19 protein-coding genes and 2 pseudogenes are annotated in these 23,687 nt (G+C 53.5%); 12 read left to right on the top strand and 9 right to left on the bottom strand.

Going from position 1 to position 23,687, the window contains the following annotated elements; all coding sequences use genetic code 11:
• Window positions 1-42 precede the first annotated feature (42 nt).
• Window positions 43-894 carry a helix-turn-helix transcriptional regulator gene (locus tag GWA01_RS07040; RefSeq protein ID WP_146795282.1) on the top strand — a complete coding sequence of 284 codons (852 nt, stop codon included), beginning with the start codon at window positions 43-45 and terminating at the stop codon, window positions 892-894.
• Window positions 895-905: 11 nt separating this feature from the next.
• Here GWA01_RS07040 and GWA01_RS07035 read toward each other — a convergent pair whose 3' ends face one another.
• Complete coding sequence (locus GWA01_RS07035; protein WP_146795280.1) at window positions 906-1,913, bottom strand: 2OG-Fe(II) oxygenase; 1,008 nt, start codon at window positions 1,911-1,913, stop codon at window positions 906-908.
• A gap of 450 nt (window positions 1,914-2,363) precedes the next feature.
• On the opposite strand from GWA01_RS07035, the gene GWA01_RS07030 reads away from it, so the two are divergent.
• The 3 genes from GWA01_RS07030 (at window position 2,364) to GWA01_RS07020 (ending at window position 7,766) form a co-directional block, all read left to right on the top strand.
• Window positions 2,364-4,754: a TonB-dependent receptor gene (locus GWA01_RS07030; protein WP_146795278.1), complete on the top strand. Its 2,391-nt coding sequence runs from the start codon at window positions 2,364-2,366 to the stop codon at window positions 4,752-4,754.
• Between the two features lie 65 nt (window positions 4,755-4,819).
• Complete coding sequence (hutU, locus tag GWA01_RS07025; protein ID WP_146795632.1) at window positions 4,820-6,496, top strand: urocanate hydratase; 1,677 nt, start codon at window positions 4,820-4,822, stop codon at window positions 6,494-6,496.
• 67 nt (window positions 6,497-6,563) lie between these two features.
• On the top strand, window positions 6,564-7,766 hold the full coding sequence (locus GWA01_RS07020; protein ID WP_146795276.1) for an MFS transporter: 1,203 nt from the start codon (window positions 6,564-6,566) through the stop codon (window positions 7,764-7,766).
• Here the strand turns inward: GWA01_RS07020 and GWA01_RS07015 are convergent.
• Window positions 7,705-9,213: an HAL/PAL/TAL family ammonia-lyase gene (locus tag GWA01_RS07015; protein ID WP_146795274.1), complete on the bottom strand. Its 1,509-nt coding sequence runs from the start codon at window positions 9,211-9,213 to the stop codon at window positions 7,705-7,707. The genes GWA01_RS07020 and GWA01_RS07015 overlap by 62 nt on opposite strands.
• Window positions 9,214-9,292: 79 nt before the next feature.
• Window positions 9,293-10,018, bottom strand: coding sequence for a histidine utilization repressor (hutC, locus tag GWA01_RS07010; RefSeq protein WP_186819479.1), 726 nt, complete (start codon window positions 10,016-10,018; stop codon window positions 9,293-9,295).
• Between the two features lie 124 nt (window positions 10,019-10,142).
• Between hutC and GWA01_RS07005 the strand changes: the two genes are divergently transcribed.
• A complete protein-coding gene (locus tag GWA01_RS07005; RefSeq protein ID WP_186819478.1) occupies window positions 10,143-10,727 on the top strand; it encodes a HutD/Ves family protein in 585 nt (194 codons plus the stop codon).
• Between the two features lie 3 nt (window positions 10,728-10,730).
• Here the strand turns inward: GWA01_RS07005 and GWA01_RS13320 are convergent, their stop codons facing one another.
• The 4 genes and pseudogenes from GWA01_RS13320 to GWA01_RS13370 all read right to left on the bottom strand — a co-directional run.
• Window positions 10,731-11,072 carry an N-formylglutamate amidohydrolase gene (locus GWA01_RS13320; protein ID WP_264818598.1) on the bottom strand — a complete coding sequence of 114 codons (342 nt, stop codon included), beginning with the start codon at window positions 11,070-11,072 and terminating at the stop codon, window positions 10,731-10,733.
• 83 nt (window positions 11,073-11,155) lie between these two features.
• The gene (locus tag GWA01_RS13315; protein WP_264818595.1) at window positions 11,156-11,437 is read right to left on the bottom strand and encodes an N-formylglutamate amidohydrolase; all 282 of its coding nucleotides are present in this window, start codon (window positions 11,435-11,437) and stop codon (window positions 11,156-11,158) included.
• Window positions 11,438-11,475: 38 nt separating this feature from the next.
• Window positions 11,476-11,853: an amidohydrolase family protein gene (locus tag GWA01_RS13260; RefSeq protein ID WP_228118396.1), complete on the bottom strand. Its 378-nt coding sequence runs from the start codon at window positions 11,851-11,853 to the stop codon at window positions 11,476-11,478.
• 191 nt (window positions 11,854-12,044) lie between these two features.
• Window positions 12,045-12,110 (bottom strand): annotated as a pseudogene (locus GWA01_RS13370) (hypothetical protein); the annotation flags it as partial.
• Window positions 12,111-12,230: 120 nt separating this feature from the next.
• Here GWA01_RS13370 and GWA01_RS13405 point away from each other — a divergent pair.
• Complete coding sequence (locus GWA01_RS13405; RefSeq protein ID WP_228118395.1) at window positions 12,231-12,410, top strand: hypothetical protein; 180 nt, start codon at window positions 12,231-12,233, stop codon at window positions 12,408-12,410.
• The gene (locus GWA01_RS06985; RefSeq protein ID WP_229315971.1) at window positions 12,359-13,168 is read left to right on the top strand and encodes an amidohydrolase family protein; all 810 of its coding nucleotides are present in this window, start codon (window positions 12,359-12,361) and stop codon (window positions 13,166-13,168) included. Before GWA01_RS13405 ends, GWA01_RS06985 begins: the two co-directional genes overlap by 52 nt.
• A 1,007-nt stretch (window positions 13,169-14,175) precedes the next feature.
• On the opposite strand, the gene GWA01_RS06980 is transcribed toward GWA01_RS06985, so the two are convergent.
• Window positions 14,176-17,877, bottom strand: a complete 3,702-nt coding sequence (locus GWA01_RS06980; protein WP_146795266.1) for a glycoside hydrolase family 99-like domain-containing protein — start codon at window positions 17,875-17,877, stop codon at window positions 14,176-14,178.
• A gap of 154 nt (window positions 17,878-18,031) precedes the next feature.
• Here GWA01_RS06980 and metX point away from each other — a divergent pair, with 154 nt between their 5' ends.
• From metX to GWA01_RS06955, 5 genes are all read left to right on the top strand, one after another.
• Complete coding sequence (gene metX, locus GWA01_RS06975; protein WP_146795264.1) at window positions 18,032-19,219, top strand: homoserine O-acetyltransferase MetX; 1,188 nt, start codon at window positions 18,032-18,034, stop codon at window positions 19,217-19,219.
• Window positions 19,219-19,833 (top strand): methionine biosynthesis protein MetW, encoded by a 615-nt coding sequence (metW, locus tag GWA01_RS06970; protein WP_146795262.1) that lies wholly within the window; start codon window positions 19,219-19,221, stop codon window positions 19,831-19,833. Before metX ends, metW begins: the two co-directional genes overlap by 1 nt.
• 115 nt (window positions 19,834-19,948) lie before the next feature.
• Window positions 19,949-20,557 carry a nitroreductase family protein gene (locus tag GWA01_RS06965; protein ID WP_146795260.1) on the top strand — a complete coding sequence of 203 codons (609 nt, stop codon included), beginning with the start codon at window positions 19,949-19,951 and terminating at the stop codon, window positions 20,555-20,557.
• A 362-nt stretch (window positions 20,558-20,919) separates the two neighbouring features.
• Window positions 20,920-22,248: a DEAD/DEAH box helicase gene (locus tag GWA01_RS06960; RefSeq protein WP_146795259.1), complete on the top strand. Its 1,329-nt coding sequence runs from the start codon at window positions 20,920-20,922 to the stop codon at window positions 22,246-22,248.
• A gap of 106 nt (window positions 22,249-22,354) precedes the next feature.
• Window positions 22,355-23,101, top strand: coding sequence for an AIM24 family protein (locus GWA01_RS06955; RefSeq protein WP_228118394.1), 747 nt, complete (start codon window positions 22,355-22,357; stop codon window positions 23,099-23,101).
• Between the two features lie 305 nt (window positions 23,102-23,406).
• Here the strand turns inward: GWA01_RS06955 and GWA01_RS13245 are convergent.
• Window positions 23,407-23,589 (bottom strand): annotated as a pseudogene (locus tag GWA01_RS13245) (IS5/IS1182 family transposase); the annotation flags it as partial.
• Between the last annotated feature and the right edge of the window lie 98 nt (window positions 23,590-23,687).

Genomic DNA, 23,687 nt, shown 5'->3' with positions numbered 1-23,687 from the left:
TCAGGTCCTCCATCCATAGGGCTGTGCGGGGTGCAGCTTCTGATGTGTGATGGTAGGGTCTGTGTGGATGGGACGTATATTGCCCTGAAGGGGTATAGCCGGGTGTTTTGTCAGCAGGAACAGCAGCTTGGGGCGGTGATTTCAGCGTTGATGACTCCTGCGTTCGAGCAGTATCTTGTGGCGTGGCTCGAGAGTTGTGTCCCGATCGATAATCTGACGATCCTTTCCTATGGGAGGGATGGTCGACCGAAGTGCCTGTTGACGCACTCAAAAGAAAAAAATGTCCATGCCCGCTTTGACAGTGCGTATTGCACGGGGATTTATCTGCTCGATCCGTTTTTTGTTGTGGACAGGGCCGGGGCGCCTTCGGGGCTGTATCGTCTTGAGGATGTTGTTCCCGATCATTTCGCTGCGTCGGACTATTACCTAAAATATTACAGGGATACGCATATTCTGGACGAGATGACCTATCTGGTCCGGATATCGGCGAATGTTTCCATTCATATCTGTCTCGGGCGCGATACGAGTTCGGGAGAGACATTTGTTGCGACGGAGTGGGAAAAGGCTCTGGCCATTCAGCCTGTTGTAGCGGCGCTGGCGGGGAGACACTGGTCAGGGCTTGAAGCTGCGCCTACCGCACATGGGCAGGATACCATGACGGAGTTTCGCGAGCAGTGTGAAAAAACGTATGGTATTGTCCTGACGGCGCGGCAGTCACAGACGGCTTTGCTGATTTTGCGCGGGCATTCTTCACGTTCGATTGCAAGGCTCATGGGAGTGAGCGTGCAGACGGTGAAGGTGTTTCGCAAACAGATCCATACGCGCTGTGCCATCTCCTCGCAGGCGGAGCTTTTTGCGATGATGATGCCCGTTCTGGTCAGGCTGGGTGAGTAATAACGCTCCGGTTAGTAGACGAAGGGTAGGCAGGCGTATCTCCGGCCGGATGTGACGGGTTGGACTGCATGCAGGAGCGCGCAGGAAAATATGACGGCTCCGCCAGCATGGGGGCGGAAGGTCTGTGGGCCGAATTCGGGGAAAATCAGTTCCCCGCCGGTGTAGTTGTCATTGAGGGTGAGGGAGACGGCGAACTGGCGGTGGGCGGAACTGGGGACGGTATTGTCGCGATGGGCGTCGAAAAAGCCTTTATCCGTGGCGTCGTAGGAACTGATGAGCATTCTGTCCATCTGGGTGGCCGTGAAGCGGAAAGCGCGGAAAATCTCGGGGACGACACGGCGGATGATACGGTTTTGCAGCTCCGTGACGATGCCCCGGTCGCGCAGGGGCGTGTCCCGCCTGCGTTTGAAACCCGGGGCGACGGTGCGGACCGGATGTCCTGCGGCATTGGAGGTCAGAATGGGAGAGGGCTGGGGATCATGGGTGTCGTGATAGCGGATCAGGTTCTGACAGAAGGCCGGTTCCAGAACGTGGTCCAGCATGAGGACCGGGGCAGGAATCCCGCGCTGTGGGGCTGTGGCTTTCTGGAGTAACGCCGTGAAAAGCGTTTCTTCCAGATCGGGGCGGTGGAGTTGCGTGTGGACGACATGCATCATCGGGTCGAGTTCTATCCAACCCGGTGGCGCGTTTTCAGCAATTCCGAACGCCCGGTGGCAGATGAGGTCGATATCGTAAAGGAAACAGACCGATTTGAGATCGGGCCGGTTTTTGAGAATGGTCGTGTCGACCCTGTCGAGGGTGACGCCTAGAAATAGGCAGTCCTTGCGATTCAAGACCTCCGGATATTGGGAGAGGTTCTGGAGGACGCTTTTGACCTCGGGGTCAGTTGATGAGGAGAAGAAAAACAGCAGGATTCTGCGTCCTCCCATCATGTCAAAGGACAGGGCGCCGGAACTGGTGCTGGCTTTCTGTACGAAAGGCTGGATGGGGTCGCCGGTTTCAGTCGTAGTCCAAGACATGCGCGCTCTCGGGAAGGGACAGATGTGACGAGCATGCCCAAGAAGAGGAGCTTATCGCAAGAAGGATTTGCCTATACAATTTTACAAGAAAGGAAGGGAAGGTCTTTGCGAATCCTTTGAAAGGTCGTTCACCCTGAAATTTTCTGTAAAAAAATATAAATTTATTCAATGACATAAAGGATTTTCTTCAGCGATTGCCATGATGGGTGAGGCTGACGACGTATCGTTGATGACAGGTGGAAAATTTGTCGGGTTGGAATATGGGATGGACCAGAGAAAATTTTTCGAAGATGGAAAGATATTTATTAAGTTATTGTTATAATGGAAATAATTTTAGGATTCTTTTGAAAAATTAGACATATTTTTATCATGTTGGTGAAAAAGATAAGTTGCATATGCAACTAGGCGTGACATTGTGACTTCGATACGAAATGATTTCGAGCAGGTACCATGCCAATTGCAAAACGCCGCCGTGCTTGTGTAGCCCTTTCCACCATGACGTTTCTGGCGTCGACCTCTCTGGCTGGAGCAGCACCGGCGACACATGTGCGTTCGCTGTTGCAGGCTCATACCGCTGGAGCGTTAATGAAGCGGAAGCCTCATCCAGTCAGTGCGCGAGGGCCGGAGGTTATTTCCGTGCATGCTGCGGGGACAGACGGGGCATATGGCAAGGTCCGGCATATTGCGGGCGGGGGGCTGATGGCCGTTCAGACGGGCGGCGACATGCGCAGTACCGTGACTTCGGAATATATCAATAAGCAGGCGTCGACGACGACGGCCTATCAGGCTGTTTCTCTTGCTCCGGGCGCTAATCTTTCCCAGAGTGACCCTTACGGTTTTGCAGCCAATTCGATGCTGAGCGTGCGTGGGTTGGGCGGCAACGAGATCGGGCAGGTCTGGGAAGGTATGCCGGTCAACGATATCGAGACCTATAACGGCTACCCGACATACTGGGCGGATGGCGAAGATATTGATTCCGTCAGTCTGACGCAGGGCTCTTCGTCCATCACGGCACCTGTGGTCAATGCGTCGGGCGGCCAGGTTACGACGCTGATGCGCGATCCGTCTCACAAGATGGGCGGACTGGTCGATTACAGTTACGGCACGCTGAACCTTCAGCGGTTCTTCGGACGTTTCGATACCGGAGACATCGGGAATACGGGTCTCTCGGCTTATGTGTCGTTTTCCAACGGAACGGCCAAAAATTCCCTCGGGCCGGGGCGTCAGATGCGTCGGCATATCGACTTCGGCTTCAAGAAGGAATTTGCAAACGGCGACCGGATGAAGCTGGTTGGGTCGTATGTTGACATGAACTACATGTACAATCCGAACCCGACGCTTGCCGACTGGCAGACTTCGGGGCGGAGTTATGCATGGAACGGGACATTTACGCCCGGAAGCTCGGATTACTGGCGGCAGAACCGCTGGAAATGGGAGCAGATCATGATGAGTCTGCCTTCCGACTTTACGCTTCCGGGGAAGGTAAAGCTCAATGTGACGCCCTATTTCCTGTATGCGATGCAGAATTCTCCGGCGTCTTCCACGCTGTCGTCTGACGGCAATTATTACGGAACGGAACCTGTTTCCGTGACCATTCCGGATGCCCAGGCATCGGGCGGGAGTGTGAGAAGCGATTACGTGGGCGTGCAGTCCGTGGGCGGGTTCAACGCGTCCCTGTCCCGCCAGTTTGGGGTGCAGAAAGTGACGCTGGGATACTGGTATCAGTATAGCGTTGATGATCTGTCGATGCCGTTCTCGTCGGTCGATGCTTCAGGCAATCCAGCTTCGGCCTGGAGCCTGCGGAACGTGAGCATGAGCAATGGTCAGCCGTATCTGGCGGAGAAGGAGCATACCGTCACGCAGACGAATGCGCTCTATTTGCAGGACGAGATTTCGCTTCTCAATGATCGTCTGAAGATTGTGGGCGGCATCAAGACGCTGATGATGAGCAAGGCCGGGACCAATGGTCTGCCGGGCACGCAGTATCATGTCGGAGCGAATAACTTTCAGCCGCTGCCGCGTCTTTCGGCGACGTACAAGATTGATTCCCACAATCAGGTCTTCATCAATGCCAGCACCAATACGTTGATGCCGATTGATGACACCCTGTACAATTCCTATTCGGGTGGGGCGATTTCAACGCAGGGCAATCCGGGGATCAAGCCTGAATATTCGATTTCCGAAGAGCTGGGATATCGCTATCAGGACCGGATCATTCATGCCAGTCTGGCGCTGTTCAACTACAACTTTACGAACCGGCAGGTGTCCAGCCTGCGTTACGTCAATAATGTTCCGGTCTATTCGACGATCAATGGCGGCGGACAGACGTCACGCGGTGTGGATTTCGAGGCGGGGTTGATGCCGTTTCATGGCTTTTCGCCCTATGTGTCTGTCGAATATCTTCATGCGACGATCGACAACAATATTCAGGTCGGAAACGATTATCTGCCGACGGCAGGGAAAACGGCGGTTCGCAGTCCGTCGTTTCAGGGATCTTTCGGTCTTGTCTATGATTACAAGAATTTCTTCGGAACGTTCTCGTTCAAATACACCGGGTCCCAGTATTCGACCTTCATGAACGATGAAAAAATGCCCTCTTACAAGACGTTCAACCTGTCTCTGGGGTATCGTCTGCCGAGTGTGGGTTTTGTCAAACATCCGGAAATCCGGGTCGCGTTCATCAACCTGACGGATGAGAAAGTCCTGTCCGGTATTGCGTCGCCGCAGCTGAATGCTCAGACCACCCGTGGCATTTACGGGACATCCATTGATGGAAGCTCTCCCGGATATTACATCGCGCCGCGATTTACGACGGCGATAACCGTGGCTGCGGGGTTCTAAACTTTTCCAAACCTCTTTCTGTTTTTCTGAAAATGGAGACCTTACTCATGGTCAATTCTCCTTCCGTGTCGTCCCGTCTGTCGAATGATCGTGTGATCCGTGCCGATCATGGTGCCGAGATCAGTGCAAAGACGTGGCAGACCGAAGCGGCCATGCGGATGCTGATGAACAATCTCGATCCGGAAGTCGCGGAGAAGCCGTCGGAGCTTGTGGTTTATGGCGGCATCGGAAGGGCAGCGCGGAACTGGGACTGCTATGACCGGATTGTGAAAGCCCTGCGAGAACTGGGGGATGAGGAGACGCTGATCGTTCAGTCTGGCAAGCCGGTTGGTGTGTTCCGGACGCATGCCAACGCGCCGCGTGTGCTGATTGCGAATTCAAATCTCGTGCCGCACTGGGCGACCTGGGAGAAATTCAACGAGCTCGATCGGGCGGGGCTGATGATGTACGGCCAGATGACGGCCGGGTCCTGGATCTATATCGGAAGCCAGGGGATCGTTCAGGGGACGTATGAGACGTTCGTTGAGATGGGGCGCCAGTATTACGGTGGCGACCTCAAGGGGCGCTGGATCCTAACCGGTGGTCTGGGGGGCATGAGCGGTGCGCAGCCTCTGGCCGCCGTGATGGCCGGAGCGTCCATGCTGGCGGTGGAATGTGAGCCGTCGCGCATTCAGAAGCGTCTGGAGACGGGCTATCTGGACCGACAGGTACAGGATCTGGATGAGGCGTTGCAGATCATTCATGAGGCCTGCGCCAAGGGTGAGGCGGTTTCCGTGGGGCTTCTGGGCAATGCGGCTGAAATCTTTCCGGAGCTGGTGCGGCGTGGCATCCGCCCGGATGGTGTGACGGACCAGACATCCGCGCATGATCCGCTGAATGGATATCTCCCGGCTGGATGGTCGCTGGAGAAGGCTGAGAAGCTGCGGATTACGGACCCGGCAGCGGTTGAAAAAGCGGCGCGGGAGTCTATGCGGCTTCAGGTCGAGGCAATGGTAGCGTTCCATCGGATGGGGGTGCCGACCTTCGATTACGGCAACAACATTCGCCAGATGGCGCTGGAAGAAGGGCTGGAAGACGCCTTTGCGTTTCCGGGATTTGTGCCGGCCTATATCCGTCCGCTGTTCTGCCGGGGGATCGGTCCGTTCCGCTGGGCGGCCCTGTCGGGCGATCCGGAGGACATTTACAAGACGGATGCGAAGGTCAAGGAACTGCTACCGGACGACAAGCATCTGCACAACTGGCTCGATATGGCACGAGAGAAAATCCAGTTTCAGGGGCTGCCGTCCCGCATCTGCTGGGTGGGTCTCGGAGACCGTCACCGACTGGGTCTGGCGTTTAACGAGATGGTGGCCAAGGGCGAGCTGAAGGCGCCGATCGTGATCGGGCGGGATCATCTGGACAGTGGGTCGGTGGCCAGTCCCAATCGTGAAACGGAGGCCATGCGCGATGGGTCCGATGCCGTTTCCGACTGGCCTCTGCTGAACGCGTTGCTCAATACCGCGTCGGGCGCGACGTGGGTGTCGCTGCATCATGGTGGGGGTGTTGGAATGGGCTTTTCGCAGCATTCGGGCATGGTGATCGTGGCAGATGGTACGGACGATGCTGCCGCCCGTCTGGAGCGTGTGTTGTGGAACGATCCGGCGACGGGTGTGATGCGTCATGCCGATGCGGGTTATGATATTGCCGTGTCCTGTGCGTATGAAAAGGGCTTGAACCTGCCCATGATTACGACCAGAAAATAATATTTCGGAGGCGCATCTTTTTGGGGATGCGCCTTTTTTTGCTTCTGACAGGATAACTGCGATCATCATGACAGGAATACAGGCTGTCCGTTATCTTCCGGGGCGGCAGCTTCTGCTTCTGGCGCTGGGGCTCAGCATCTGCTCCGGCTGTGCGTATCTGGGCTCGTCCGTCATGCCCTTTCAGATTGATGCGCTGATGTCGGGGCTGCATCAGTCGGCCAGTCGGGCGGGGATGTTCGGCTTTTTCGAAATCATGTCCTTTGCGGTTTTCATGGTGGTGCTGTCCCGTCTAACGGGGGGCGTTTCGGTAGTCATGACGGCGTTTCTGGGTGCGGGACTGGCGGTTCTGTCGTCCCTGCTGACGGCGACGGGCCTGTCTTCTTCGGCATGGACGTGGGGCTGTGCGCTTCTGTTCGGTCTGGGCGAGGCGCTGCTGGGGCGGTCCTATGTCTGTGCGGCGTCGGCAAGTGAAAACCCTGACCGAATGTATGCCATTTCCAATGGCGGGGGGCTGATCGTTCTGGTGGCGGTGATCGACGCCATCCCTTACGCCACGCGCAGTTTTGGCGAACTGGGGGTTTTCGTCGGGATCGCGGTCATTGTTGCGGTAATTGCGCCGTTCATGGCGACGCTGCGTCATGCGCCGCCATTGTCGGTCCGGCAGAGTACGGAAAAGATGCGTCTGACGCGTGGCGGGGTGGCGCTGCTGTTTATCTGGGTGGGGTCGTCTCTGGGATCGAGCATGGCGTGGTCCTTTGCCGAACGGGTCGGGCGGGCCATTCATCTGTCAGCCGATTATATCGTTTTTCTCTCGACGGTGGGTATCGTTTCCAGCGTTCTGGTCAGCTTCATTGTCGGCGCGCTGGCGCAACGGCTGCGGCGGGAGATCATTCTGCCGTTGACGCTGGTGGGAACGGGCGTGGGCGGGTTGCTGGCGTGTTGCGCGTGGGATTCCTGGAGCTATACGGCGGGCGTCATCATCTACTGGAACTGTTCCATGCTGTCTTATGCGTGGCTGCTGGGAAGTGCGGCTGCGCTGGATCATACAGGCAGGGTCGGGACGTTCTGCGGCGGCATGGACCGTATGGGATATGCCCTGGGGGCACCGCTTGGGGGGCTGATTGTTGATCATGCCTCTTTCACGATGCTTGGCATTGCCGGGTGTGTGGCCTGTGTGGTCAGCCTTCCGTTCGGGCTGCCTGTTCTCCTCAGGGAGATCCGGGCGTCCGGCACGGAGGGTCGGCCTGCATCAGGACTTCAAGTCGGGTGATATCGTCCGCCAGCGGGTGGTCTTCCTCGTAAAGGGGAAGGATGGCCCGCACGCTGTTGTAAAGCTCCAGCGTGCGGGGGGAAATTTCTCCGGTGAGGCCGGCGAGGTCCACAGCCTGACAGAGGGCCAGGAGTTCGATCGCGAGAATGGATCGCGTATTGGCGACAACGTCCCGTGCCTTGAGAGCCGCTGGTGTGGCGTGGACGAGAATGTCTTCCTGAAGACCTGAGGTAATGCCGCCATCCAGACTGGCGGGGAGGGCATTGCGGCGGTTGGCGCTGACAAGCGAGGCTGCCGTGTATTGCGCGATCATGAAGCCGCTTCCCGTACCGGAATCGCTCGACAGGAACGCCGGGAGCGGGCTGAGCAGGGGGTTGACCATGCGGTCCAGACGGCGTTCGGAGACAGCGCCCAGAGAGGCTAGCGCGATGGCGGCTTCGTCCATGACGCGGGCAATGCTGGCACCGACGGCATGGGCTTCGGAGAAAGCGCCGATGCCTGTTTCGTCCTCAATGATGGCGGGGTTGTCGGACAGGCTTTGCAATTCCTGTGTGACGGTGTGGCGGATGCCGGTCAGGGCGTCGTGGACCGATCCATGAATATGGGGGATGGCGCGCAGGCTCAGGGCGTCCTGTGTGCGCTGGCCTCGGGCGTCTGCGATCCTAGTCGAGCCTGCCAGATTCTGGTTGAGGGCCTGTGAGACGGCGCGATGGCCGGGCGGGATGCGGAGGTTTGCCAAGCGTGGATCGAAGGCGCGCTGTTGTCCGCCAAGGACATCAAAGGTCGCAGCGGCGATCCTGTCTGCCCAGTGGAGGCAGGTGGCGGCTTCTTCCGTGACGAGGCTGGCAATTCCGGATGCGCAGGAGAGGCCGTTGACCAGACACAACCCTTCCTTGGCTTCAAGAACGAGCGGTGGAAAGCCGAGCCGTTCCAGTACCTTGGCGGCGGGGTGTTCCGTGCCATTGGTCCGGAGCGTTCCGTGACCGATCAGGGTCAGGGAAATATGGGCCATGTGTGTGAGATATCCGACCGATCCGTCACTCGGCACGATTGGCAGGCAATCGTGGTTGAGGAGGGCGACGAGGCGGTCGACGATCTCCGCGCGCAGGCCGGAATAACCCAGACAGTACTGGTTGACAGCGCAGGCTATGATGGCGCGGGTTGCTTCGGTACTGAGGGGGGCGCCAAGGCCCGTGGCATGGCTGAAGAGGATCTTGCGGGAGAGTGTGGACTGTTTTTCGGGCGTGATCCGCGTGTCCGACAGGCCGCCGACGCCCGTATTGAGTCCGTAAGCGGCGCCCTCGCTTTCGACCAGAACGCGCAGGCGCCTGTTGGCGTCTTCAAGCCGTTTCCGCGCCGCCTGCGACAGCCGGACCGTTTTTCTGTTCCGGGCGATGTCGCAGATGTCCTGCGGAGAGAAAGGCTGATCGAGCAGGAGTTCGGTCACGGCGGCTCTCTTGGTTGTCTATACAAGAGAGAACTTTAGAGGCGGCGTGTCGGGGGCGTCAATCCGCCGGACGTTGTCTTCAGGGGCGATAGCGCCCGCCGAAGCTGTAGCGGTTGCCGGAATAGGTGAAGATGCCCTTCATGACGACGCGTCCGTCGACCCATGTGCGGCGCATCAGTTGCAGGCAGGCTTCCGGTTCGTCGAGTTGCAGAAGGGTGCAGATCTCCTGCGGGGGCGTGACGGCAAAGACCACATGTTCGATTTCTTCCGGCCCGGCGATGCCGTAAAGATGGCGGTGAGGATTGATGCGGGTGAAATCCTGTTCCAGATAATCCGGGGCGAAATGCGGAGAGACGTAGCGCTCTTCAAGCTGAAGGGGCACATCGTCTTCGTAATGGACGATTAGGGAGCGGAACAGACGCGTGCCGGGGCGCTGTTCGAACGCCGTGGCCAGATCGCTGTCGGCCCGCACCGTCTCCACGGCGATGACTTCGGCACGGTGCTGGTGGCCGCTGGCGACGATGTCGTCGATGATATCGCGGATTTCCAGCAGTTCGACGCGTTTGGCGGGCTGGGCCACGAAAGTTCCGACCCCCTGTGCGCGGCGCACGATCCCTTCGGCCGTCAGTTCCCGCAGTGCCCGGTGGATCGTCATGCGGGAAATGCCGAGCTGTTCGACGAATTCATGTTCGGAGGGGAGGCGGTGGCCGACTTTCCATTCCCCGCAGTCGATCCGCTCGATGATGAAGGCTTTCACCTGCTCGTAACGTGCGATGGTCTTCGTCTTGTCCAGGATCTGCGACACGGCGCCCGCTGCCTTTTCTTCTCTTGAGGACTGGTCTGCCCTCTGTGGGCGGGAGAGCATTTCTGATCCTGCTGGGTTGTTGTACTTACATATGAGACACACCCCTAAGCAGGCGTATGACCATATGAAGCCGGATCCGGAAAATGACAATCTTTTCCCGTTGTCCCGTGGGCCGCAGCCGGTTGAAAACCTTGTCGCGCAGGCGTGGAAAAACGGTGGTGGCCTGACGCGGGTCATTGTTTCTGGCGAAGAGTGGCGTCTGAGCGTTGCGGAGATTACGCAGGATGGTGCTTTCTCGCGGTTTCCGGGGATTTCGAGGCAGATTGCGCTGCTGACGGGGCGGGGCGTGCGGCTTCGTCTTTCGGACGGGACGGAGCGGGAAGTCGTCCGGGCCGGGGAAATTCTGACGTTTTCCGGCGATCTGGATGTGGAGGCCATTCTTGTGGGCGGGCCGGTTCAGGTGGTGAACCTGATGCATCCTGCGGACCGCCCGTGGCGGATGGAGGCGGTTCGGGGCGGGGATGCTTCGGGTTTTGAAGTGTCTGCGGCGCGCGCGATGGTTGTCGCACGGGGGTGCTGGGTGTTTGAGGGAGCGTCGGGGCAGCCCCGGACCTGCGTGGCCGGGGCGTATCTGGTGCTGCCGGAAGGGAGTGTCGGGCGGCTGGAATCGGCCGGGGACGGCCTTTTGTATTGCGTTGCCCCCGGCTGATGTTCAGGAGCTTTCGGGGCGCCAGTCTGAGGCTGTTGCCAACAGGGGTTCGATGGCGGCCGAGAGGCTGGCGGCGGCCTGAAGGTCGATGGGCCAGGGGGCCTGCTCTGAGGCGAGATAGGTGGACTGGGCGATTTCGAGCTGGGTGGCGTGGATGTTGTCCGCTGGCTGGCCGTAATGGGGCGTTGTGTAGCCGCCTTTGAATCGGCCATCGCGGACATGGGTGTAGGCGGTGAGGGTTTCTGCGCGGGCGAGAAGCGCTTCGGCCAGTGAGGGTGCGCAGGAGGCCCCGCTGTTGGTGCCGAAGTTCAGGTCCGGCAGGCGCCCTTCGAACAGTCTGGGGATTTCCGAGCAGATGGAATGGGCATCCCACAGGACTGTTCCCGGAGGCGCGTCAGTTCGGCCTATACGGCGTCGTGATAGGGCTGTCAGTACTGGTCTGTCCGTGCGGCAATTTCGTCGGCATCCGGCTCCTGACCGTCCTGATAGATAGGCTGTCCGTCAAAGCCCAGCAGTGGCGCCAGACCCGTGCTGGGCCGTCCGGCATAGAGGGCGGCGTCATTCCGGCCTCGGTTCAGGTCCACGACATAGCGGGAGAAATTCGCGCGCAGGATGTCGATCCCTTTTGACAGCGCGAAGGCATAGAGATGCTCCATGTACCAGTCGGTATCGGGCAGTTTTCTGCCGCGCGGGGTTATACGCTCTTCCATGCCCGGCGCCAGATGGTCGCCCGCATGGGGGATTGTGATCAGGATCGGGACAGGGCCTGCTTGTCGAGGACGCACAGATCGGCGCGGGCGCCGGGTTGCAGGCCGCTGAGGGGCAGGCCGCTGGCCTGCGCGCCCCCGGCAAGGCTCTGGCGATACAGCCACGCGCCGATTGGCCCCTTGTGGTCCGGGAGGAGGGCCACACAGCGTTTCTGGCTTTGCAGGCGCAGGCCATATTCCAAAAGGCGGAGTTCTTCCCACGAACTGAGCAGGACGTTGCTGTCGCTCCCTATGCCGAAGCGACCTGATTGCGCGACATAGGCTTCGAACGGGAAAATGCCGTCTCCCAGATTGGCTTCCGTGATCGGGCAGAGACCGGCCACGTCCTGCATCTGCTTCGGGGAGATGCGGTGTTGCAAGCTGGTACATGCGCGTGCGCCATGTCCAGAAGGTGTCGTTCGGGTTCTGTCTCCGCTCCGCCAGCCCTGGCGCGCTGGAAGGCGTGGGAATGCAGGCTGATCTGCGGAGGCACGACCATTTCCAGAAGCTGCATATCCGGGCCGGGTTTACTCTCGGGGGTGAGGGAGGCGAACGTCCCGTCAGCGGCGATGGTGATCTGGACGTTGCGGCGCCACCCCTGTGGCAGGAGAGCCTGTTTTGCAAACACTTCGGTCATCACGAAATTCCAGGTTGCACGAGGGGAAAGCAGGTTCCGTGATCCGGCCAAGATCATGATAGGATTGACTGATATGTATATACATACATCACCACAACCGGAACAATTCGGAGAAGAACCATGTGGGACGTCCTTTGGCTCAATGTCCATCTTGCGACGGGTGATGAGGCTCTTGTCACGGCCGGGAATGGGGATGGCTGTATCAGCAATGGTGCCGTAGGCGTGCGCGACGGGGCGATCTGCCGGATGTGCCGGAAAATCTGGCCATCCAGATTGAGGACGGGCGTGGCGGCTGGCTGACGCCGGGGCTGATCGACGCGCATACGCATGCTGTGTTTGCGGGCGATCGCAGTCGTGAGTTCGCGGAAAGGCTGAATGGTGCGTCCTATGAGGAGATTGCGCGTAAGGGCGGCGGTATTCTCTCGACGGTTGCGGCGACGCGCGCGGTATCGGAGCAGGAGCTTCTGGAGGTGTCCCTCAAGCGGGTGCGTACGGTGATCCGTGAAGGCACCACGACTCTGGAAGTGAAGTCAGGCTACGGACTGACCCTTGCGGACGAACTCAAACAGTTGCGGGTGGTGCGGGCCATCGTTGAGCATCTGCCGGTCCGTGTGCACAAGACGTTTCTAGGCGCGCATGCGGTACCGCCCGAATATCAGGGGCGTGCGGACGCGTATGTGACGTTTCTGGACGAAGAAGTTCTGCCGGTTCTTCACGAAGAAAAGCAGCTTCCGCTTGTCGCATTGCTGCGTGAGCATGGTGTGGGTATCGGTCTGGCGACAGACTGCAATCCGGGGACGTCACCTGTTCTGGGCCTGACAGCGGTCATGAACATGGGATGCACGCTGTTTCGTCTGACGCCCGAGGAGAGTTTCCGGGCGGTGACGTCTGTGGGCGCACGGGCTCTGGGGCTGGGGCAGCAGGTGGGTGTGCTGCGTCAGGGGATGCAGGCGGATATGGCGCTGTGGGATGTAACGGGCCCGCATGAACCGTCTTACTGGGTGGTGGGGGGGGGGCTGCGCCCCTTGCGACTGGTTCATGCAGGGGTATGTATTTAGGATCTGTCCGAGTCTTTACAGTACAATTTAGGAATAGATAATCCGAGGGAAAATCTAAAAATTTGTAGCAATTCCACAGATTTCTTTCAAAAATAAACGATAACGAAAATTCAGCTGTGAATTGTCTCAGAGTGGTTCCTTTACTCAATATATTTAAATAATAAATGTTTTTAAAGAAGTTTTAGAACTGTTTAATCAAAGCGCTTTCTAATAGCAGTTTTCTTTGGTTGTGTGTCCCTGCAACCATAAATACTCTAAACTAAAAACTTCTCGAAAATGCCAGCGTCCTGATAACGTAGGGCGTGCTTGTCGTTCGTCGAAAAACGGAAATGCCTCATCAAGCCCTCGTAAAAACCTCATCCCAAACCTGTGCTACGATAGATCCAGCATTCCAACGCCCGGAAAGCCACCATCCGATTCCGTGTCGAGGTTGAACACGTCTTTAGGAAATAAAGGGCGCTTCATCTGAATTGTCTGTATCCCCCAGACCATTATGAGGATCGGGCTAGCCAATATCGCCTATAATATACGCCGCTTCCCTTCTTCGAAAGGTTGAACGCAGGCGCGTAGCTATCCAGCGGGTGATCTTCCCAGATCTACTCAAAACGTAGAACGAATGCCACCACGGCAACCATTAATCAGTCCATCAAGACACAGAAATTAGGAACAAGTCGCATCAATCGACGGTTCTTCGCCGCCTAAAAATCATAGATAGGAAGGGATATTTAATTTTTTACTGGATTGGCACGGATATCCGTTGTGCAGAGCGCCTGTAGTGTCCCCACGTCAAAGATATGTGGCGTGAATTCCGAGGAAACCGATGTCACGCTCGTGATAGTGAGCAGTTCCTCTGCGTGATGGCGGCTCGTTGATGTATCGTAAACGTCTTCTTCGACAAATTTAGCAGGACCAATGATAACCTTAAAATAACTAACATTCTGGTAGTCATGTCATTGCAATTAATGTAATATATGGCATGATAGGGTGTCAAATTTTAAAATATCTCATCAATATATATTTATTGATTTTGCTATGTCTTTTAGGATTTGTATTTCTCGAATGTGGATATTTTTTTCTATAGAATGAGTCACAGATTTAGCGTGCCTACGATGAGAGTTTAAATTAGAGCTGTCATAATAAATTTTTGCATTTTTTTGTCGAAGGATTTCTAGGTAGATTCTCCAATCTCCAGCAAGCTGTAAAAATTTCAAGTCCGATTTTGATTTTTCTATGGCAATAGAAAGATTGTTGCGTAAAAATAATGCACTACTCACGTTCAATATTAAATTATTTTCTGATAGAAATTCTTTTATGAAATTGATTCCATTAAAATATTTATCGATTTCGAGAGAGTTTTTTGATACGGTTTTATAGTATGGTCGATATGATTTTTCTATGGTGTTGCCATTATGGTCAATAGTTTTGCTGTCTGAAAAAGACATAACGATGTTATGATTTCTTAGCATTTTATTTGCCATTTTTTCTAAAAAATCGCTATCTGCAAGATCATCTGCTTCAGCAAGCCAAATTAGATCGCCTTGTGCGGAGTTTACTGCAATTTCCCATTGATGGAACACAGATCCTGAATTTTTATTATTCCTAAATATTTTTATTTTTTTATTCCACAAACGCGCGATATTAATTGCAATTTCAACACTATTATCGCTGGAAGAATCATCAACGAATATTATTTCAGAAATTGGAAAAGTTTGAGAAAAAATAGATATTAACCTTTCTCTTATATAATCCGAGTAATTATATGAAATTACAGCAACCGATATTTTTGGAATCAATTCTTTTGATATTTTGTAAATGGTATTTACATATGAATCGAATGAAAAATAGACCGAATTTAACTGTCTTTTTGAAAATTTATAGTTAATTGATTCTTTTCCACATTTGATAGCACTTTTTATGATATCGGTGCTTTTGCCAAATTCTATAATTTTATGGTTATGTTTTTTATGCGCGTTCATTGTTTTTAGGAGGTGCGGAATTCCTCCAGTATTTTCAAATACACAGCATGTCAAACCGCTTGCTAGTGCTTCCAGTATTACAGATGGATAGGGGTCTTCGCGGGAGGTTAATAGGAATACGTCGCCAGCACATAGAAAAGGATAAATGTTTTCTACTTGGCCGACGAGATGAAATTTTCCGCTATCGAGTGCTTTATTAATTTTTTGATTCAGGGAATATTTTAATTGAGAATCTATTTTTCCAACCCAGACCATATGTACATTTTGTTCATTTAAATGCTCCCAACATTCTAAAAAAATATCGAAACCTTTTCTCTTGTCGCCATATCCTGCGCTGACAATCAAAATTTCATCATTATTTATAGATAAATTTTTCCTAACTCTATTTCTTAATTTTATATCTAATATTTTTGGATTATAGAGACCTTGAGGGCAAACTATTATTTTTTCTTTTTGTTTGATTTTTAGACGTTTAGAAATTTCATCATGTGGAACAATAATTTTTCTAGCATTCTCACATGCTTCTTTTAAGCTGGTAAATAAGTTTCGATCTTTTATAATGCCTTCCAGTTCATGGATCGAGATAAAATATTGAATGTTTAATTCATATAATTGAGTTGTTATTGGTGATGATGCTGCACTGTTTACTAACGCCGAGAAAAAGCCTTCTTTTTTGAGTGCCTGGAGACGTTCTTCAGCTTCAGGTGAGTTAGCGGTCAAAATTTCGCTTGGAGCCACTTCTTGATATTGCGAAAATAATTCTCCACCATCTAGAAGAATAAATCGTATTTCCGCATCGTGGTTTCGTTGGATGCTGCGCCCCAGTTCGAGAAGAAGTTTTTGGGCGCCGGCCGGGAATGCATCATGACCTATGAGTAGCAGGCGAGTTTTTTGTCTCGCTCCCTCAAACTTCATATTGGCTCGTGCTGTCGCGTTTAGGTAAGCGCTGCCAAAGTGCACATCTGGCTCCAGATAGGCACCTTCAGCCCATTCGTTCCATGCATTAACGCAAACTATAGTTTCGCCGAAAAAAGGATTTTCGCTGGCTTGATCTATTAATCCATGGAGCCAACGCTCATATAGTGTGGGTGTAGATCCATGCAGAACGAGGCCTTTGCCTTGTCTGCGGGCGTCGTTATCCCATGAGGGGGCCGCTGTGCGTATAAGTGGATAACTAGTTTTAGGGTAGCTTAAGCTTTTATTGACCACTTCAGAATAATCATAAATATGAGCTTCGAAATCATGATCAAAAATATGCATATCCTGATTCAATAATCGACAGCCGGAAACAACTTTATGCGGAGGAAATTCAATTGCTCCGTCCAAGCCGAATTGTGTTGGATCTTCGTCACCAAACGCTTGCCCCATAACGAAAATAGGGTTCAGGTTGTGGCGTTCTTTGAAAATTTCCCGCCACCGCAGGAATGCTGCCTGACTGTTGGGTATACTGCCTGGTCTATAAACCATAAGCACTGGTCTACCCGCGATATGTATATATCTCGGGTCTTGAAGATACTGAACAAAGCAATCTATTAGGCTTATGTCGTCGTCTTCGTGGTAGTCTTGAGTGATAAGGACATCATCGTCTGATCCGTCCCATCTCCGGCTCCAGTTTTCATTTGCCCACATTAGGCAGAATGGTAGTTCTATTTCAGGGTTGGCCAATAATAACTTTAATGGACCATCTAGAAGTCTGCGACCGTTGAACCAGTAAAAATAAAATATAAAGCCTTCTATCCCTGCTTTTTTTGCCATTTTTGCCTGACGCTTGAGAATGTCAGGATTATCAAGGGTGTAATGACCTAAATCACGTGGGATGCGTGGCTGATAGTGATCCGCAAATCTTGGCATTCCGCGAGAAATGTTCGTCCACTCTGTAAAGCCAGTGCCCCACCAAGCATTATTCTCTTCTGTTGCATGGAACTGTGGCAGATAATACGCCCAAATCCGTGCCCGCAGGAGGGCATTCGGGGGTATTGCCCGCTGTTCCTCGAATAGGGGATTAGGGGCTGTCCTTCGTTGTGATTCTCTGAAGGGGGACAGTTCATTTGCAGGTTGTGCTGGGTGAATGCCCGCTCGATGTTTGTTTTCAAGGTAATGAAGGAGTGGGTTAGCGTCATGTGAGTGGCGCAGATATCGTTTCCTGTAATAAACAGGATCAAATCCTTCGAATGGCTTTCTGATCTCGCGAAAGCCCTGAATCATGTAATGCTCAAGTGGGTCTAACCCCGATGCTGCTACATCAGGGTAAGCGTTGAGATAAAATGCAGGATCAAATTCCGGGATTGGCCGGAAAGCGCTGGAATGTCGGTTACGTAGAAAGTGCGTCAGGGCGAGCATGCCATCGGGTACTGGGTAGTTTTTCCGATACCAGACGGGGTCAAACCACGCTATTGGGCGACGTCCTTCACTTTCTCCGTGGAGTACATAATGCAATAGAGGATCACCGACGACTTCTCTATTATGTTCCAGATACCAGTGGGGATCAAAGAAAGGATTGGGTTTACGTCCTTCTTTCCATCCATGTTGATGATAATGTTCGAGTATACCCGTACCGAGATGCATCAGGTCCGGGTGATTTTGCAGGTAATATGCCGGTTCAAATGTGCCGGAGTGCCCTAGTAAATGTATCGGCGGAACTCCATGCCTCACAGCGTTGTTTCCATCAGCAGGAACAGTGTTCTGGGTTCCGGTGCAGTCATGAGAAACGGGCAGGAGAATTGTGTCAGGCATGTGTTTGCTTTTTTTGAGCCTTTGTGAGGATCAATGGATACGTTAATTAATCGTTAATGGAAATGGCATATTTGCAGTGTAGGGATGGGAATGCCATATCGGCGTGCCCGACAGATGGCGTGTCGTCATACGACGGAGATCCCGCGAGGAACTGATGGACTGCAGCACATCATCGAATGTCCCTGGAGAAGGGTATTGTCATCAGGCCGTCCATCTGGAAGAGGGTATGGCTCTGGAGTGCGGTGTTCATATTGCGCCGCTGGAAATTGCTTACCGGACATATGGCAAGCTCTCGCAAGCCAGAGACAATGCCATACTGATATGTCACGCCCTGACCGGTGATCAATATGTTGCTGAACCCCATCCTTTTACCGGAAAGCCGGGCTGGTGGAGCCGAATGGTGGGCCCCGGACTACCGATCGATACAGATCGTTTTTTTGTTATATGCTCCAATGTTCTCGGCGGGTGTATGGGCTCTACTGGTCCGCGATCGATCTGTGCGGAGACAGGAAAGCCCTGGGCTACGGAATTTCCGCCCATCACGATGCACGACATTGTCGCAGCTCAGGCAAAGCTGATTGATCATCTGGGAGTAGGACGACTCTTTGCTGTCATCGGTGGCTCGATGGGAGGCATGCAGGTAACGACCTGGGCCGCAGATTTTCCCGAACGTGTTTTCGCAGCTATGCCAATTGCCACATCACCTTTTCACTCTGCGCAGAATATTGCGTTTAATGAAGTCAGCCGTCAGGCCATTTTTGCAGACCCGCAGTGGCATGATGGTCATTATCGGGATTTTGACGCCATACCCGCGCGTGGTCTGGCGGTGGCACGAATGATGGCTCATATCACGTATCTCTCTGAGGAAGCTCTCAGCCGAAAATTCGGACGTCGCGTAAGGCGCGATGGCGCGACAGCGCAGCCAGCCGCATCCAGCCCTTCGCTTTTCGGGGAAATGTTTGAGGTTGAAAGCTATCTTCGACATCAGGGATCGACATTTGTCAGACGATTTGATGCAAATTCGTACCTGACCATTACGCGCGCAATGGATTATTTTGATCTCGCCGCTGAGCATGATGGAGATCTGGCCAGCCCTTTCCGGAGCTCTGAAACCCGGTTCTGCGTTGTTTCCTTTAGCTCTGACTGGCTCTTCCCAACGTCGCAGTCGCGCCTTCTGGTGCGTGCATTAAATCGTGCGGGAGCGAACGTCTCATTTGTTGAAATTGACAGTGATCGTGGTCATGACGCCTTCTTGCTGGATGAGCCGGATTTTGACCGTACGATCACAGGCTTTCTGAACGGGGCGGCCGAGCATGCGGGTCTGAAGGCGGGACAAATCTGATGCGCGTTGATCAGAGACTCATTGCGGAGATGATTGAACCCCGCTCCAGGGTGCTGGACGTTGGAAGTGGTGACGGTGCCTTGATCGAGCATCTCTTTCGCACTCGTGCGTGTGATGCTCGAGGGATCGAGATCAACATGCAGGACGTGACACAGTCTGTGGCACATGGGCTCCCTGTTATGCATGGTGATGCGGACCATGACCTTGCGTATTATCCAGACGATACTTTCGATTATGTTGTTCTTCAAAGAACATTGCAGGCGGTGGAGCGTCCACGGGAGGTGTTACGACAGATGTTGCGTATCGGACGCCATGTTATCGTCTCATTTCCCAATTTTGGGTACTGGAAGTTAAGGCTTCAACTTCTAACGAGTGGCCGTATGCCCATGACCGCAGTCTGGAATACGCCTTGGTATATTACGCCTAACATTCATCCATGCACGATTCGAGACTTTCTGGCGTTGTGTGAGGAGGAGGGGTATGTAATTGAGCGCTGGCTCGCCATTGATGAGGGCGGTGCCAAGGCGCCGTGGAGGCGCTCTATAAGACTTGCAAATATTTTTGGTGAACAAGCCATGTTCATGCTGCACAAGGGTAGTGCTTCTATCCGTTGATGTTCCTACATCTGTGTGGCCACGAACACTTCCCGGTGTGGTGTATGTTCTGATTTTGCGTGCCCTTTCTGGCTCACGGCAGCAAGCTGACTATATAATACGGAGAGACAGGCCCATGAATGAAATCATAAGTGCGATTACCTCACGTCGTGCCACCAAGAAATTCGATCCATCTCACATTATTCCGGAGGCAGAGCTTTCAGCTATTTTGGAGGCTGCCCGTCATGCGCCTACGGCGTTCAATATTCAAAATGTGCGTTTTCTGGTTGTGCAGGATCGGGAGCAGCGTCGTCTAATAAGGGAGGCTGCATGGGATCAGCCGCAGATTGATGACTGCTCCGCGCTCATCGTAATGTGCGCCGATATTAAGGCATGGGAGAAAGACCCTGCGCGTTACTGGCGCGATGCACCCACAGCCGTGCAGGATCAGTATGTTCATATGATCCAGCAATATTATGCCGGTCATGAGCAGGTACAGCGCGATGAGGGATTTCGCTCTTGTGGACTGGCCGCTTATGCGTTGATGATGACCGCACACGCGCACGGTTTGCATACGTGCCCGATGGATGGTTTCGACTTTGAGCGCGTAAAAGAGATCATTAATCTTCCTGCGGATCATGAGTTGGTCATGTTCGTAGCTTTAGGAAAGCAGCTCTCTGCGCCATCGCCGCGTGGCGGCTTCTTGCCGCTCGATGAAGTAGTTAAAAGGGATTTCTTCTCCTGATTAAGAAATATATAGTAATATAAAGAACTTTTTTAAAATTATCTTTCACCGCACTCTTGTGGAGTGTGATGAAGCTACTTACTATTAGGACCAAGGCGTTCCTACTTCCAGTGGAGCGCTGAAGGATTTTTGGTGCTTTTTCGTTCCTTTGGCATCTGTTCAGTCAGATGCAAGACGACACAGCCACGAATCCGTCCCCGTACTACGTCGGCACACCCGACCTCTGGCGGTATCACCCAGCTAGCGCGAGATACTCAAATGAGTACTCGCCCATCAGGCACGACGAAGAAGGCGATCCGAAGCGCAATGAGCGTGTTCCTCGGGCCGCGCAAAGCGGGCGCTGCCGTTCTTTAGGAGAGGTCATGACCAGTTTCGCAGAGCTTAGCCTTGCTGAGCCCATCCAGAAGGCTCTCGCAGAAGAGGGTTACGTAACGCCAACACCTATTCAGGCTGGCTCTATTCCTCATCTTCTCAATGGCCGTGATCTTCTTGGTCTTGCGCAGACGGGTACGGGAAAAACGGCAGCTTTCGCGCTTCCTATTCTCGATTATCTTCTGAAGAACCGTCGTCCGGCTGCCCCCAAAGGTGTGCGAGTGCTGGTTCTTGCGCCAACGCGTGAGCTTGCATCGCAGATCGACGATAGTTTTGCGGCATATGCACGGCATATGAAACTCACGCATGCCGTAATTTTTGGTGGTGTGGGGCAGGGACGTCAGGTCGAGGCAATGCGCCGTGGCGTTGATGTTCTTGTTGCAGCACCGGGGCGTCTGCTCGACCTCATCGGGCAGGGATATATCGATCTTTCCACGCTCGAAATACTGGTTCTCGACGAAGCCGACCGGATGCTCGACATGGGCTTCGTGCGTGATATTCGTCGCATTATGGCGCTGCTACCAGAAAAGCGTCAAACGCTCCTGTTCTCAGCAACAATGCCACAGTCCATCAACGAATTGGCTCACTCGCTGCTGAAAAACCCAGCCACGGTTCAGGTAACTCCTGAATCCAGTACGGTTGATCGTATCCGTCAGGCTGTCATGTTCATTGATGCAGAGAACAAAAAAGACGCGACCCTGATGCTGGTGGACAACCCGAAGGTTGTGCGTGCAGTTGTGTTCACGCTGATGAAGCATGAAGCAAACAAGGTTGCCGAATTTCTGAACAAGAAGGGCATTACAGCTGAAGCCATTCATGGCAACAAGTCTCAGGGCGCACGCGAGCGTGCCATGAGTGGTTTTCGTAATGGGAATGTTAAGGTTCTTGTTGCAACGGATATCGCTGCGCGCGGTATTGACGTTGACGATGTGACGCACGTTTTCAATTATGATCTGCCGAATGTTCCGGAATCGTATGTGCACCGTATCGGTCGTACAGCTCGTGCGGGACGTGAAGGTTGGGCTGTATCGCTTTGTGATGCGGAACAGCGGGCGTGGCTCAAGGATATCGAAAAGAAGATTGGTAAGCCGATCCCGGTTGTGACCGATCATCCCTATCATTCTGACACGGCGCAGGCTTCCACGCAGCGTCCTCCAGTGTTGGGTGGTGGTCGAGGAGGTGGCGGTGGTCAGCGCCGTGGTGGCGGTGGTCGCCCGGGCGGCGCGCCTTCCGGGGGCTCCCGTGGGGGGGCTTCCCATGGTGGTGGACAGCGCCGTGGCGGCGGTGGTCGTTCAGGGGGGGCATCCCGTCCGCGCTAAGAACTAAATTCACAAAAGGGATAGCCTTATGGGCTGTCCCTTTTGTTGCATTTCGACGGTTTTCGATGGCAGTGTTTTATTGCTATCTGGGAATAAGGTCGTCGCCATGCAAAGTTCGATTGATGGTACAAATATGCCCGTGCTGCGGGTTATGCTTCAGCCGGGCGAGCGCCTTGTTGCGGAGACGGGTGAGCTTTCTTGGAAAAGTCCTAACGTAACCCTTCAGACCACAATGTCAGGCGCGGGACAAAGTGGATTATTCGGGGTCATTTCGCGCGTCGTAGCGGGTGGGGGGCTTTTCATGACGCAGTTCTCTGCTGAGGGAGGTCCTGGTCTGGTGGCATTTGCCGCGAAAATACCCGGGCATATTACCGAACACGACCTAAGTAATGGTGCTTATCTCGTACATCGACATGGTTTTATGGCCGGTATCGGCAATGTTCGTCTCGAACTGGCTTTTCAGCGTCGTCTGGGGGCTGGAATATTTGGAGGAGACGGTTTCCGCCTTCAACGTGTTTCTGGTCAGGGTAAGTTCTGGTCGATGTTGGGTGGAGAAGTCATCCCCCATGATCTGGCTCCGGGTGAGCAGATCGATGTACATCCCGGGCATGTCGGGATGTTCGAGGAAAGCGTCGAGTTTGATATCACCATGATTCCGGGCATCCGCAACAAGTTGTTTGGCGGGGATGGTTTCTTCATGGCTCGCTTAACGGGTCCAGGCCGGGTCTGGCTGCAAACTATGACAATTGCTGGTTTAGCTCATGCACTTTCACCTTACCTGGTAGAGTCGACTGAGGGCAACGCAGAGGTAGCGGGTATTGGAGCAATTATAGGGTCATTAACCAAAAGATAATGAAATAATATCTAAGAAAACATCAATGAATATATGAAAAATTATTTAAAAATTCGATATATTTTCACTTTTGATCATTAATCAATAATTTTAAATTAATTATAGATATAATATTGGTATTAGTTAATATTTTTAATGTTGATGATCGTCTTTCCGTTTAAATGGACTTTGCGGTTGGCTTGAGATTTTCTTAAAAAATCTGAATTTTAAGGCTTTGTGCTGATCTGCACTTTGCATTTTGAGCAGATCGGGGACACCCACGCTGGATTACTACGCGCTCACCCTCTCCAGGAGGGGGTCTCCATCGTCTTCCATTTCCGGGCCAGCCAAAATTTGCGCTCTATGCAAAGATGCGACCTGTAGCCAAAGAACAAAATAGCAAGATACGTTGTGAGGACCGTTCCGCCATCTTGCCGTTTGGCTTTGGTAAACTTCAGTGTCCAGCCCGCATAGCGATTTTTGTGATATAGCTTTGAAGGCTTGCCCTGCTAGGCGCCGGTAGGTTTGATATAGTCTGCTGTGGCAGCGATGAGGATGACGAAAAGGAAGGATGCGGGGGTTTTCTTATATTAGGTCGCGCCAGCCC

It is taken from the genome of Gluconobacter wancherniae NBRC 103581, from assembly GCF_007988885.1.
Lineage (GTDB): Bacteria > Pseudomonadota > Alphaproteobacteria > Acetobacterales > Acetobacteraceae > Gluconobacter > Gluconobacter wancherniae.
Note: the sequence above shows the minus strand (reverse complement) of the source record. Positions and strands in the feature narration are given on the sequence as shown.

Bases quoted from the DNA above. Each gene is read 5' to 3' on its own strand.
- GWA01_RS07040 (WP_146795282.1), top strand. From the start codon at position 43: ATGTGTGATGGTAGGGTCTGTGTGGATGGGACGTATATTGCCCTGAAG.
- metW (WP_146795262.1), top strand. From the start codon at position 19,219: ATGCGCGTTGATCAGAGACTCATTGCGGAGATGATTGAACCCCGCTCC.
- GWA01_RS13405 (WP_228118395.1), top strand. From the start codon at position 12,231: ATGTGGGACGTCCTTTGGCTCAATGTCCATCTTGCGACGGGTGATGAG.
- GWA01_RS07030 (WP_146795278.1), top strand. From the start codon at position 2,364: ATGCCAATTGCAAAACGCCGCCGTGCTTGTGTAGCCCTTTCCACCATG.
- GWA01_RS07005 (WP_186819478.1), top strand. From the start codon at position 10,143: ATGAAGCCGGATCCGGAAAATGACAATCTTTTCCCGTTGTCCCGTGGG.
- GWA01_RS13315 (WP_264818595.1), bottom strand. From the start codon at position 11,437: ATGGAAGAGCGTATAACCCCGCGCGGCAGAAAACTGCCCGATACCGAC.
- GWA01_RS07035 (WP_146795280.1), bottom strand. From the start codon at position 1,913: ATGTCTTGGACTACGACTGAAACCGGCGACCCCATCCAGCCTTTCGTA.
- metX (WP_146795264.1), top strand. From the start codon at position 18,032: ATGGACTGCAGCACATCATCGAATGTCCCTGGAGAAGGGTATTGTCAT.
- GWA01_RS07020 (WP_146795276.1), top strand. From the start codon at position 6,564: ATGACAGGAATACAGGCTGTCCGTTATCTTCCGGGGCGGCAGCTTCTG.
- GWA01_RS06980 (WP_146795266.1), bottom strand. From the start codon at position 17,877: ATGCCTGACACAATTCTCCTGCCCGTTTCTCATGACTGCACCGGAACC.
- GWA01_RS06960 (WP_146795259.1), top strand. From the start codon at position 20,920: ATGACCAGTTTCGCAGAGCTTAGCCTTGCTGAGCCCATCCAGAAGGCT.
- GWA01_RS06955 (WP_228118394.1), top strand. From the start codon at position 22,355: ATGCAAAGTTCGATTGATGGTACAAATATGCCCGTGCTGCGGGTTATG.
- GWA01_RS06965 (WP_146795260.1), top strand. From the start codon at position 19,949: ATGAATGAAATCATAAGTGCGATTACCTCACGTCGTGCCACCAAGAAA.